Below are 12,759 nucleotides of genomic sequence, written 5' to 3' on the forward strand. Positions count from 1 at the left end.
TTAACATGAAAATGATCATTTTCAACATTAACAGGCTCGCGCGCGCGACGTAAAGTGCTTATCGAACCACGCGGTTAGCGCATCGGCGAGCCCCGAATCCGTACCGTTCCCTACCCACGCAACATATCCGTCGGGTCTGATCAATACGGCGACTGGCGGTGCGATTTTCCCAAGGACGGGAAGGTCCCATACACCGTCGTAACTGGCGTCGGTCAACCGGATACGATCGGCCCAGGGAGAAATATCGAAACCGCCGGGTTCGCCGAGGTTGAGGAGTACGTGCCTGGCATCGTGCAAAAGAGTGAACACACGCGTGGGGCCGTCGGCCGTGTGTAAGTCGAGGTCGGGCATGCGCCAGCCAAGCAGCGGGTGCCCCTCGCCAAGATCGTAGTGGATATCCAGACCGGAGATCATCGCGGCGAAGCGCGTGCGTGGCTCGTCCGTTCCGAGCAGTTCGATCATGGTCTCGCGCAGGGCCCGGTGCCTGTCGTCAGGGATACTCAGCACTACTTGCGCTACGGCGTTCCGCAATACGCGGGCACCCACCGGATGCCGTTCGGCGTGATAGGTATCCAGGAGGCTCTCCGGTGATGTCTTTTTGACCACCTGGGCCAGCTTCCATCCCAGGTTCATCGCGTCCTGCACGCCGGTGTTGAGGCCCTGGCCACCCTGCGGGGGATGCACGTGCGCGGCGTCGCCGGCCAGCAGTACACGGCCACTGCGGTAGGACACTGCTTGACGCGTCATGTCGGTGAATCTGGAAAGCCAGCTGGCACTGCGAAGGCCATAATCAGTCCCGTATACCGCCACGAGGGCTTCGCGAAGCTCGTCCATGCAGGGATCGTTTCCGCGTCCAAGCTGCTTTTCTGTCAGTACAACCCGAATCGGTCCCCCATCCTTCATTCGGTTCATGCCATGGGTGCCAAGGCTGTCACGACGCATGCCGAACTCGGGTTCCTCGTCCATCTCGACCTCGGCGATCAACCAGCTGGTCGATGGGTCCGAACCAATGAAGTCGATACCCGCCGTCTTGCGGATCAGGCTGCGTCCACCGTCGCAGCCAACCAGATATTCCGCTCGAAGAGAACGACCGCCAGATAGCTCGACTTCAACGCCTGTATCGTCCTGGGCAAAGCCCTCCACCTCGCACCCACGATGAACCCGAATGCCAAGTTCATCGACCCAGCCAGCCAGGATGCGCTCGAAATGGCGTTGCCATAGTGCGAGCACATAATTATGTCGGGTGGGAAAGCCGTTGAAGTCCAGCGGGACCAGTGTGTGCCCCAGAGTCTTATGCACCTGCCCCGCCGAGATGAACCGTTCAGCGATGCCACGCTGGTCAAGCATCTCGATGGTGCGCGAATGAAGGCCCCCGGCTCGCGATCCGTGCAGATCCTGGCTGGCACGTCGTTCAATAATGACAACGTCGATACCCGCCAACGTCAACTCTGCCGCCAGGATCATCCCTGTCGGGCCGCCTCCGGCAATGACTACTGCATGCTCAGCCATATTGCCTCTCCCACGCCGCACACCTGGTGCTTAGGCCGGAGATTGGGCACTACGACGGGGGCCTTGCCGCAAGCCCCCGGTTTGATAAGATATTGAAACGGGGAGAGGTGGATTCTTCATCCTCGTTTTTCGTCCATTCTGGCGAACATTGGCTTGCAACGCGGCGCAACGCAGCGTTCTTACGCGATATCTGGGCTTCCATCTTACGTTTCGAAAAACCAACCGATTCTTCCGCCAGGAGATCGGATCGTTTCCGACAACCGACCATGGAATCTTTGATTCTTAGAGTGGACGAAATCTGATGGCATTGATGATCGACTACGACTTATCGTCGTTGCCATGCACACCCGAAGCCCAAAAAACGAAACCCCGGGAGAGGCTTTGCCTGTCCCGGGGCTCTAGTCTAGTGCTGGGGCGCGTGATCAGAACGATCAGAGGGTCCGTCAGCTGCTAGGGATTGGATGGTTACGCCATGATGGCCGAATGTCAAGCAACGTTTCACTACACCGAAGATGTCGTCACGCATCTCGTTCACGGCCTGTCGAAAAGACGCTGTGAACCGTATATGCGCCGCGCTGGTTTTCGCCCGGATATTGCCTTTCAGTTGTACCTCTACAACGCGCGGCTCGCAAAATCATTTCTCTTTCCTTTGCATGTCGTGGAGGTGGTGCTTCGCAACGCGGTCGACGACATCCTGTCATCCAGGTTCACAACGCGATGGCCCGTCAGCGCTGAGTTTCGTTCGTTGTTGACACCCCCAAGTTTGGCGTCGCTCCAGAAGGCCATTGATCGAACCACAAAACGTCGTACCGCCTCCAAGGATGACGTCGTGGCCCATCTAACTTTTGACTTTTGGTCGAATCTCTTCAGACCAGAGTACGACCGCCCGCTATGGCAAGCCGGCATGCAAGCCCTTCTGCCCAATGCGGCACTCCCTCGACGTGCAGATTTCCAGCGGACCGTCAGTCGAATCAACAGGCTAAGGAATAGGATCGCGCACCACGAGTCCATCCTTGACGAGAATGCAACGCAAAAATTTAAAGAAATAGTTGACGTAGTTCGATACCGGTCTGTAACGACTGCCGACTGGTTACGAAGTCACGCTACGGTGCATCAGGTCATTCGCAACCGACCTTCATTGACGCGTGGTTTAACCGACGATGCTATCGATCGAAGCTGACGGATGTGGGTTGCTTAGTTCCTATAAAAGATCCTCCGCAAGAACCTGCCCCGCCACCCCGTGACCTCTGGCATACGCCCCCCGTAAACCGGCCACCTACCATCGGGCGATACCGCTCCCCGAAGGGATGCCCGCGACGTCTTCGCCGCGCGGGGGAGCCCATTGATCGCCGGTGCCGTTTGGGGCCGCCCGGCGAGCCTTCGCAGGAGCCATACCTTGATCGTTTCCACGTTGCGCCATCGTCTTTTGTCCGCGGCCGTCGTAGCCGCGCTTGCTGTTCCCGCTGGCGCTGCCCTGGCCGACGAGTTGCCCGCGGCGGCCGACACGCCTTACAACGGCAACCTCACGCTCAACGTGGACCTATCCCAGGCCCCGCAGCGGATCTTCCACGTCAAGGAAACGATTCCCGTAACCGCGGGCGCAAATATCCTGTACTACCCGAAGTGGATCCCGGGCGAGCATTCACCGTCTGGCCCGATCGAAAACGTGGCCGGTGTCACCATCACCGCCGGTGGCAAGCAGCTTGCCTGGCGCCGCGACCTGAAGGAAATGTTCGCACTGCATGTGGATGTGCCGCAGGGCGTGTCGTCTGTCGACGTATCGTTCGAATTCCTCTCCCCAGGCGGCGGTGGTTCGTTTGGCGCCTCGGCCTCGTCCACCCCGTCGCTGGTGGACCTTGAGCTGAACCAGGTGGCCTTCTATCCGGCTGGGCACTTCACACGCCAGATCACCATCGAGCCGACGGTTACCCTCCCCGCCGGCTGGAAATTCGGCACGGCGATGGAAATAGCCAGCCAGTCGGGCGATACCACGAAGTTCAAGCCGATCACCTTCAACAATCTGGTGGACTCGCCGATCATTGCCGGCAAGTATTTCAACCGGGTGGACCTGGCCCCCGGCGCCAAGACCCCGGTGCACCTGAACGTGGTGGGCGATTCAGCCGAAGACGTAAAACTCACCGACAAGCAGCTGGCCGACCAGCGCGCGGTGGTGGTGCAGACGAACAAGCTGTTCGGCGCTCACCATTACGGGCATTACGACTTCCTTCTGACATTGAGTGACCACACCGGCCACTTCGGCCTGGAACATCATCAGTCCAGCGACGACCGCCTGCCAGCGGAATTCTTCACCGATGCGCAAATGAACAAGTTGGCCGGCAGCCTGATGCCGCACGAGTACGTGCACTCGTGGAACGGTAAGTTCCGCCGCCCGGCGGACCTGTGGACACCGACCTTCATGGAGCCGATGCAGGACGACCTGCTATGGGTGTACGAAGGCCTGACCGACTACTGGTGCGGCGTGCTGACGGCGCGTTCGGGCATCTGGACCCCAGCCCAGTACCGCGATTCCATTGCCGGGATCGTCGGCGCCATGAGCCATCGTACCGGCCGCGCCTGGCGTTCGTTGCAGGACACCGCCGATGCCGCCCCCCTCACCTACTACGGCCGTGGCGGCTGGGCCAACTACCGCCGTGGCACCGACTTCTATCCCGAAGGCCAGCTGCTGTGGCTGGATGTGGATACCAAGATCCGCGACCTTTCCAGGGGCAAGCACTCCCTCGACGACTTTGCCAAGGCCTTCTACGGCATGGAAAATGGCAGCTACGTCACCAAGACCTACACCTTCGACGATATCGTCTCCACGCTCAACGGCGTGCAAGCCTATGACTGGGCCAAGTTCCTGCGCGACCGCCTGGACTACGTCGGCAACACGCTGCCGGAGAAAGGCATCGAAGGCGGCGGCTGGAAGGTGGTGTACACCGACCAGCCCACCGAATTCGACAAGGGCGCGGAGAAGATCCGCCACGGCGTGAACCTGTCGTATTCGCTGGGCATCGCCATTTCCGGCAAGGGCGATATCAGCGACGTGCAGTGGGGCAGCGCTGCCTCGAAGGCGGGCCTGGTGCCTGGCCTGACGCTGGTTGCCGTGAACGGCAAGGACTACTCAGCCGATGCCCTGAAGGATGCCATCAAGAACGCCAAGGGTGGTTCCGCGCCGATCGAACTGCTGGTGAAGAATGTCGATGAGTTCAGCACAGTGAAGGTGGACTACCACGAGGGCCTCAAATACGCCCATCTGGAGCGCTCCACCGGCAAGGACCTGATCAGCGATATCACCGCACCGGTGAAGTAGCCCCGATGGGGCAGCCGGCCGCGAACGCCGGCTGCCTCTGTCTTTCGACCAACCAACCATTCGCCCTAGCAGCCGGAATTCCCCGCGCCTGCTATCTTCCGTCCGGAACTCGTTACTTACCGGGACGCTAGACCATGGGGAATCTGCAGGGTACCAGGCTGGCCATTGTCGGCCTGGGGTACGTAGGACTGCCGCTGGCGGTGGAATTCGGCAAGAAGTACGACACCACCGGGTTCGACATCAACCGCGTACGCATCGATGAACTGCGGCGCGGCGTGGACAATACGCTGGAGCTCGACGCGGCGGAACTGGCCGATGCCGGGCGCCTTGGCTATTCCAGCGACCTGGCTGACATCGCCGATTGCAATGTCTACATCGTGACGGTGCCCACTCCCATCGACCAGGCCAAGCGCCCGGACCTGACCCCCCTGGTCAAGGCCAGCGAGACGCTGGGCAAAGTACTGGCCCATGGCGATATCGTCATCTACGAAAGCACCGTCTACCCCGGCTGCACCGAGGAGGTATGCGTGCCGATCCTCGAGCGTGTCTCGGGATTGAAGTTCAACCAGGATTTCTTCGCAGGTTACAGCCCGGAGCGGATCAACCCCGGCGACAAGCAGCACCGGGTGACCAGCATCCTGAAGGTGACCTCGGGCTCCACGCCGGAGACCGCCGATTTCGTCGATGCACTGTATGGCTCGGTGATCACCGCCGGCACCCACAAGGCGAGCTCGCTGAAGGTGGCCGAAGCCGCCAAGGTGATCGAGAACACCCAGCGCGACCTCAACATCGCGCTGGTGAACGACCTGGCCATCCTCTTCAACAAACTGGGCATCGACACCCTGGAAGTACTGCAGGCCGCCGGCACCAAATGGAATTTCCTGCCGTTCCGGCCGGGCCTGGTGGGCGGGCATTGCATCGGGGTGGATCCGTACTACCTCACCCACAAGGCACAGGAAGTGGGCCACCACCCCGATGTGATCCTTGCCGGGCGCCGCACCAACGACTCGATGGGCCCCTACGTGGCGTCGGAGGTGATCCGGCTTATGGTACGCAAGGGCATCAACCCGGTGAATGCTCGCGTGCTGGTGCTGGGCCTGGCCTTCAAGGAAAACTGCCCGGACCTTCGCAACACCCGCGTGGTGGACATCGTGGGCGCGCTGCGTGGCTACAACGCGCATGTCGATGTGCACGATCCCTGGGTGAACGGCGCGGAGGCGAAGCACGAATATGGCCTTACGCCGATCGAAAATCCTGAAAACGGCAGCTACGACGCGGTGATCGTGGCCGTGGGCCATAAGGAATTCGTCGCCATGGGCGCTGAAGGCATCCGTGCCTTCGGCAAGGGCCAGAGTGTGCTTTACGATGTAAAATACGTGCTTCCGCGCGCCGCGGTCGATGGGCGCCTGTAGCACTGCCCGATAAGGCTGTCCCATGAAAGTCCTGGTTACCGGCACTGCCGGCTTCATCGGTTCGCACGTCGCGATGCGCCTGCTCGAGCGCGGCGACGAGGTGATCGGCTTCGACAACCTGAACGACTACTACGACGTCACGCTGAAGAAGGCGCGCCTGGCGCGCTTCATCGACCATGCGCGTTACACCCACATCCAGGCCGACCTCGCCGATCGCACGGCGGTGGAAGCCGCCTTCGCCGAACACAGGCCGCAGCGCGTGGTGAACCTGGCCGCGCAGGCCGGCGTGCGTTATGCCGCGCAGAATCCCCACGTGTACGTGGCCAGCAACGTCACCGGATTCCTGCACATCCTTGAAGGCTGCCGCCAGCATGGCGTGGAACACCTGGTGTTTGCTTCCACCAGCTCGGTGTACGGCGCGGACCTCGCCATGCCGTTTTCCGAGCACCAGGGCACCGAGCACCCGCTCACCCTTTACGCTGCCACCAAGAAGGCCAACGAGCAGATGGCGCACGCCTATGCGCATCTGTACCGCTTCCCGTGCACCGGCCTGCGCTTCTTTACCGTCTATGGCCCCTGGGGCCGACCGGACATGGCGCTGTTCATGTTCACCAAGGCGATCCTGGCCGATGAACCCATCCCGGTGTTCAACCATGGCAAGCACAAGCGCAGCTTTACCTACGTCGATGACGTGGTCGAAGGGGTGATCCGCACGCTCGACACGGTGCCGGGGGTGAATCCTGAATGGGATGGCGTGAAGCCTGATCCCGCCTCCAGCGGCGTGGCGCCCTACCGCATCTACAACATCGGCAATGCTGAACCGGTGGAACTGCTGCGCTACATCGAAGTCCTCGAAACGTGTCTTGGCAAGAAAGCGACCATGCAGATGCTTCCCCTGCAGCCGGGCGACGTTCCCGACACCGAGGCCGACGTCCGGGACCTGATGCAGGCCGTTGGATATACGCCTAAGGTCCCCGTAGCCGAAGGCGTGGCTAACTTCGTACGCTGGTACCGGGATTACTACGGCGTTTGATCGCCAAAGGCCAGCGTTCGTGATCATCGATTACCTCGACTCGACGTCGCCCGACGACGTCGAAGCCGACCTGTGCATCGTAGGCGCAGGCGCAGCAGGGATCGCTATCGCCCGTAGCTTCATCGGCACCACCATCCGCGTATGCTTGGTGGAGGGTGGTGGCATCGCGGGCGAGGAACGCAGCCAGTCACTGTACAACGGTGAATCAATCGGCTCCACACCCTTTGATACTTCAAGTTCCCGCATGCGTGTGTTCGGCGGCAGCTGTAAGTTGTGGGGTGGCGGATGTATCACATTCTCACGGCACGACCTTGAGCCGCGCGACTGGGTTCCCGACTCCGGCTGGCCGCTCGATTACGATGAACTGGAGCCCTGGTACGGGCAAGCCCGCAACTACCTGGGCATCGATGCGCACGATTTCACCGACGGCAGCTTCCTGACGCCCCCTGCGCGCACGCCCTGCAGCTTCGACGAAGACACGTTGGTGAACCCGGTGTTCGCGCGCAGCCCGATGTTCTTCGGCGAGCACTACCGCGCGCAACTGGATGCCGCGGAAAACATCATGGTGGTGCTGCATGCCAACCTGATGTCGCTCGAGGCCACGCCCGATGGTGCCTCGGTGGACCACGCCCGTATCGGCAGCATGGACGGACGCCGTGGCCGCGTCACTGCGCGCCAGTATGTACTGGCTGCCGGCGGTATCGAGAATGCACGACTGCTGCTGCTCTCCGATTCCGTTTCCCCGGACGGGCTTGGCAATGCGCATGGTCTGGTTGGCCGTTATTTCATGGATCACCCCAGCGGCAAGCTGGGTGTGGTCGCCACCGACGATCCCGACGCCCTCACCCGCCCCTACGAGCGCCACATAGGCAAGGACCCGGCGCCGGTATCTTCCGAGATTGCCCTGTCGGCCCAGGCCCAGCGCGACCACCGGATGCTCGCCGGCCGCGTGCACCCCTTCCCGATCGAAGGAAAAATACCTTTCGGCGTGCGTGCCTTGCGCGAATTCCGTGCCGCCTTGAAACCACCCGTGCGCGACGAGGCCGAACGCCTGGAGATACGCATGTGCGAAATCATGCGCAACGGTCCGATGCTGGCCACGGCCACGCCTGCGGGCACACCGAACCTTGGCATGCTGGCGTTACGCGTGGGGTTGGGCACCGGAGACATCGTGCGTGCGTTCGCCAAGAAGCTCGCTGATCGCCCAACCGTGCGCAGCAACCATGTGGAGCTGATCGGCTATTTCGAGCAGGCACCCAACAGCGACAGCCGCATCATGCTGGGCAGCGACACCGACGCCCTGGGCTTGCGCAAGGTGAGCGTGGACTGGCAACTCTCGGCCATCGACCGACATACCATCCGCACTGCAGCGCGCCTGTTTGGCGAGCAACTGGCGCGCGCCTGCAACGGCCGTTTCGAACCCGAACCCTGGGTTCATGCCGAAGACGACGCGCCGCTGCCGGTGCACGGCACGGCGCACCACCTGGGTACCACGCGCATGGCAACGCGGGCCGAAGAAGGTGTGGTAGACCGCGACTGCCGTGTCCACGGCATGAGCAACCTGCACGTGGCTGGAAGTTCGGTATTCCCCACCGGGGGATGGGCCTTTCCCACGTTCACGATCGTCGCCCTGAGCCTGCGCCTGGCCGCACAGCTGCAGGTCTTGCTTGCCGATTGCAGCGTAACGGCCATCGTCTAGTCCGATGTTCGCCGTCAACACTTTGCGCGAGGCTGGCCTCGCCAGGCCCCGGGCCGGCGAAGCCCTGGTGCTGCTGGCGTCCTCAACGGACTTTGCCGGGGACTTCGACCAGGCGCGCATGGCGCTTGACGACGCTGAGCATTCGCGCGCCGGACGTTTCCGCTTCGCCCGTGATGCCGATACTTATATCCTGGCCCATGCACTGTGGCGCAGCGCGTTGTGCCTGGTGCTTGGCATGCAGCGCCCTCCACTGGTCTTTACCGAGGCCGGGCAACCGGTGCTGCCGGGCACGGGGATGGCCACCAGCCTCAGCCATACGGGCCGCTTCATCGCCATCGCCTTGACCCAAGCCGATACCGTTGGCGTGGACATCGAGCGCGATCCACCGCGAATGCAGCTGCACGCGCTGGCTCCGTCGATCTGCACGCCGCGCGAGCACGCAGTAGTGATGGCACTACCCGCCGATGCGCGCGAAGGCGCCCTGCTCGCCCTGTGGACGCGCAAGGAAGCGCTGTTGAAAGCCTACGGCACGGGCTTGCGCCTGGATCCTGCCACCATCGATGCGGATGTAGAGATGGATCTCGCCCGCGCCAGCCATGCCACGCTGCGTATCCATGCGCTCGATACAGGGCCGGGTCTTAAGGGGGCGCTTGCCGCCCCCGTGCAGGTGGACACGGTAACCACCTTGCCCTTGGCCAGGGTACTGGCCATGTCTATCACCCCGGATGGCCTATCCCGCTCTTACGTCCAGCCAATAGCGCCGGGCAGCTCGCACGCGTAGTTTTCTCCACACTGCCGGCGGGTTCGAAAAGCCCTTCCCGCGGCATCCCCTGGGGACTTCCGCATGCTTCGTTTCCTGCGACAGCAATTCGTACGTTGGCTCCTGCTCCTGGGTGTCAGCGAATTCCTCCTGCTGGCGGCCGCGTTGAACCTGGCCACCTACCTGCGCTTCTTCCTGAGCCCGGACGATCTTGCGACCTACGCCACGGCGCTGCCGCAGCGATCGCTCCTGTTCGCCGGCGTCGTGTTCGTCACCATGGCGGCGCTGGGCCAATACCGCGCGCACCTTCGCAGCAGCTGGATCGGTCTGGTCGCACGCCAGGCACTTGGCTTCGGCATGGGCGGCCTGGCGCTGGTAGTGGTGTTCTACCTGCTACCGCAGGCCTACCTCGGTCGCGGTGTACTCGGCATGGCGTTGCTGATCGGCTTCGTACTACTGGCGGCTTTCCGCACCCTGTTCATGCGTCTGGTGGAAGTGGACGCCTTCAAGCGCCGTGTGCTGATCCTGGGTGCCGGCCAGCGCGCCGGGCAGATCCACAACCGCATGCGCCGCCGCGCCGATCGCCGCGGGTTTTTCGTAGTCGGCTACATCCGTGGCTGTCATGAGGAAAGCGTGGTGCCCGACGACTACATCCTGCATCGCACTGGTTCGCTGCGCGAGCTATGCCGACGCCAGCAGGTGGATGAGATCGTGGTGGGCGTGGACGACCGCCGCGGCAACCTGCCGATGGATGACCTGCTTGACTGCCGCCAGGCGGGCGTGACGGTGACCGACCTCACCACCTTCGTTGAACGGGAATCCGGCCGCGTGCAGCTGAACCTGCTCGACCCGTCGTGGCTGGTGTTTTCAGGCGGGTTCAACGCCACGCCGCTGAACCTGCTGCTCAAGCGCGGCTTCGATGTGGTGATGGCCACCGGGATGATCCTTGTACTGTGGCCGTTGATGCTGCTTACCGCCCTGGCCATCCGCCTGGAGTCGGGCAAGGGACAGCCCATTCTTTATCGGCAGGAACGCGTTGGCGAACACGGCCGCACGTTCTGGCTGTACAAGTTCCGCAGCATGCGCACGGACGCCGAGATGGACGGCGTGGCGCGCTGGGCCACCAAGAATGATGACCGCGTCACCCGCGTCGGGCGCGTCTGCCGCAAGCTGCGTTTCGACGAACTGCCGCAGTTGTGGAACGTGCTCAAGGGTGAAATGAGCATTGTCGGGCCACGCCCGGAACGTCCGCAGTTCGTGGCCGACCTCGCCATCAAGATCCGCTATTACGGTCTGCGGCACTCGCTGAAGCCCGGACTTGCCGGTTGGGCGCAGCTTTCGTACCCGTACGGCGCCTCGGAAGAAGATGCCGCCGAAAAGCTCAAGTACGATCTTTTCTATGTCAAGAACCACAACTTGTTCCTTGACCTGGTGATCCTGGTAGAGACGTTCGAGATCGTGCTGTTCGGCCGCGGCGCGCGCTGACGATGGCTCAGTCGGGCTCACCGTGCGGCCGGGTGCTGGCCGCCTTGAGTGAATGGAAGGGCGAGCTGTACCAGTCCACCAGCTGGTCCCGCTCGAAACGCACCCATGATGGTCCATATTCCCAGCGATCACCGTGTACGGCGGTGGGGTCGCCCTCGATCGAGCGTACGTCTTCCTGTGTCATGCCCACCGCCAACTGCGGTGCCGGCACGGCGGGCTCGGACGTCTCGGCCGCGGCTAGCGGTGGCGTCCTGGTATCGCCCCCCGGTGTCGAATCGATCGGCCCCACGCCCCACGCGATCAGTGCGATCACCACCAGCGCCACGATCGCCAGCAACATCGGGCGGGGCGTATGCGTGACGCGCTCACGGCGCGGCGGCAGCGGACTGGGTGCGACAGGCTCTGCCGGTGAGGTGTCGGTCGACGCCGAGCGCGCACCAACGGGTGCGCCGGGCAGCCGGCCATGCCTGCGGTGGAAATCCATGGCCGCGTTGTACTGGATAACCAGGCGACCGAAGCGTTCGTGGTCTTCCGGTGCGGCCGCGTCATTGCGATCCGGATGCAGGACGGAAACGTGGCGGCGGTACGCCTGTTTGAAGTCGGCGAGCTTGCATCCCGGCGACAAGCCAAGCTGGCGATACAACGCGAGGAAATCGGTCTCGACGGCCAAGCCAGCTCCCATGCGGTCCGGTGGCAGGTGCCACGACGTCCATGCGTCCATGCCCATGCCCCGCCCGCGGGCGCTAGCGTCGCGCATGCTCAACGCCAGCGCAAGGTGTTTGCTGGCTTTTCTCATCCTGGGGTGCTCCACCATGATCGCCTCGCCGCTGCATGCCGCACCCGTACTCGGTGCACACACCCTGCTCGCCCACGGCGAAGGCCTGGGTGCCAGCCCCACCACCACCGACCCGATCGACACCGAGCCGGGCAGCACCCTGCTGGTAATGAACGGCGGCTATGCCAGCAACGCAGACACACCCAGTGACAATTACGGAAATCGTTTCAAATCACTGCAGCGCGCCGTCGCCTTCGGCAACGGCTACGACCGGTTCAATGTGTCCAGCTATATCGTCACTGGGGCCAAGGGCGGCCAGGGCCACAAGGTGACCTTCGCCAAACGCGGCGAACCGAAAGGCGAAATTTCAGTGCCCTTCATGGAAATCCGCGGTGGCGTGGTGAAGGACATCGCCCAGACCTACGCCGAACCTGCCTTGCAGCTGACCAGCGGCAAGGTAACCACGACCGGGCCTGCCTTGCTGGTGGCCTTCTGGTGGGGCGACGGCGGGGTCAAGCGCATGACCGCCGAGCCTGGCGATGGTTTCGCCATCGTCGACAGTTTCCTGAAGCTTCCCGACGAAAGCGGCGTGCAGTGTGCCGTGGCCTCGCGCAGCGTGGACACCGCCGGCACCTACAGCGTTACCTGGACCGGCGCGCCGGTGCAGGGCGCCATTCTCTGGCTGATTGCCTTCCAGGCATTGCCGGGCACGCCGGACGCACCGCCTTCGGTAGCCCGCGCGCACTAGCCCATACGGCCTAGATGATGTCCCG

Annotated in this window: 10 protein-coding genes; 8 read left to right on the top strand and 2 right to left on the bottom strand. The window is 62.8% G+C overall.

What is annotated here, in order from left to right; translation table 11 throughout:
- Positions 1 to 27 precede the first annotated feature (27 nt).
- Positions 28 to 1,509: an FAD-dependent monooxygenase gene (locus VGM61_RS18155; RefSeq protein WP_331524316.1), complete on the bottom strand. Its 1,482-nt coding sequence runs from the start codon at positions 1,507 to 1,509 to the stop codon at positions 28 to 30.
- Between the two features lie 472 nt (positions 1,510 to 1,981).
- Between VGM61_RS18155 and VGM61_RS18160 the strand changes: the two genes are divergently transcribed.
- From VGM61_RS18160 to VGM61_RS18190, 7 genes are all read left to right on the top strand, one after another.
- The gene (locus VGM61_RS18160) at positions 1,982 to 2,689 is read left to right on the top strand and encodes a hypothetical protein (RefSeq protein WP_331524317.1); all 708 of its coding nucleotides are present in this window, start codon (positions 1,982 to 1,984) and stop codon (positions 2,687 to 2,689) included.
- A 216-nt stretch (positions 2,690 to 2,905) separates the two neighbouring features.
- Positions 2,906 to 4,822 carry a M61 family peptidase gene (locus VGM61_RS18165; RefSeq protein ID WP_331524318.1) on the top strand — a complete coding sequence of 639 codons (1,917 nt, stop codon included), beginning with the start codon at positions 2,906 to 2,908 and terminating at the stop codon, positions 4,820 to 4,822.
- A gap of 134 nt (positions 4,823 to 4,956) precedes the next feature.
- The gene (gene tviB / locus VGM61_RS18170; RefSeq protein WP_331524319.1) at positions 4,957 to 6,234 is read left to right on the top strand and encodes a Vi polysaccharide biosynthesis UDP-N-acetylglucosamine C-6 dehydrogenase TviB; all 1,278 of its coding nucleotides are present in this window, start codon (positions 4,957 to 4,959) and stop codon (positions 6,232 to 6,234) included.
- Positions 6,235 to 6,256: 22 nt separating this feature from the next.
- The gene (locus tag VGM61_RS18175; RefSeq protein ID WP_331524320.1) at positions 6,257 to 7,267 is read left to right on the top strand and encodes an NAD-dependent epimerase; all 1,011 of its coding nucleotides are present in this window, start codon (positions 6,257 to 6,259) and stop codon (positions 7,265 to 7,267) included.
- A 19-nt stretch (positions 7,268 to 7,286) separates the two neighbouring features.
- Complete coding sequence (locus VGM61_RS18180; RefSeq protein ID WP_331524321.1) at positions 7,287 to 8,966, top strand: GMC oxidoreductase; 1,680 nt, start codon at positions 7,287 to 7,289, stop codon at positions 8,964 to 8,966.
- Positions 8,967 to 8,970: 4 nt separating this feature from the next.
- Positions 8,971 to 9,747, top strand: coding sequence for a 4'-phosphopantetheinyl transferase family protein (locus VGM61_RS18185; RefSeq protein ID WP_331524322.1), 777 nt, complete (start codon positions 8,971 to 8,973; stop codon positions 9,745 to 9,747).
- Positions 9,748 to 9,810: 63 nt separating this feature from the next.
- Complete coding sequence (locus VGM61_RS18190; protein WP_331524324.1) at positions 9,811 to 11,211, top strand: TIGR03013 family XrtA/PEP-CTERM system glycosyltransferase; 1,401 nt, start codon at positions 9,811 to 9,813, stop codon at positions 11,209 to 11,211.
- Positions 11,212 to 11,218: 7 nt separating this feature from the next.
- Here VGM61_RS18190 and VGM61_RS18195 read toward each other — a convergent pair whose 3' ends face one another.
- On the bottom strand, positions 11,219 to 12,007 hold the full coding sequence (locus VGM61_RS18195; protein WP_331524326.1) for a DnaJ domain-containing protein: 789 nt from the start codon (positions 12,005 to 12,007) through the stop codon (positions 11,219 to 11,221).
- Between the two features lie 16 nt (positions 12,008 to 12,023).
- Here VGM61_RS18195 and VGM61_RS18200 point away from each other — a divergent pair, with 16 nt between their 5' ends.
- Positions 12,024 to 12,734 (top strand): hypothetical protein, encoded by a 711-nt coding sequence (locus VGM61_RS18200; protein WP_331524327.1) that lies wholly within the window; start codon positions 12,024 to 12,026, stop codon positions 12,732 to 12,734.
- Positions 12,735 to 12,759 lie beyond the last annotated feature (25 nt).

The sequence above is a fragment of the Pinirhizobacter sp. genome, assembly GCF_036499745.1.
Lineage (GTDB): Bacteria > Pseudomonadota > Gammaproteobacteria > Xanthomonadales > Rhodanobacteraceae > Pinirhizobacter.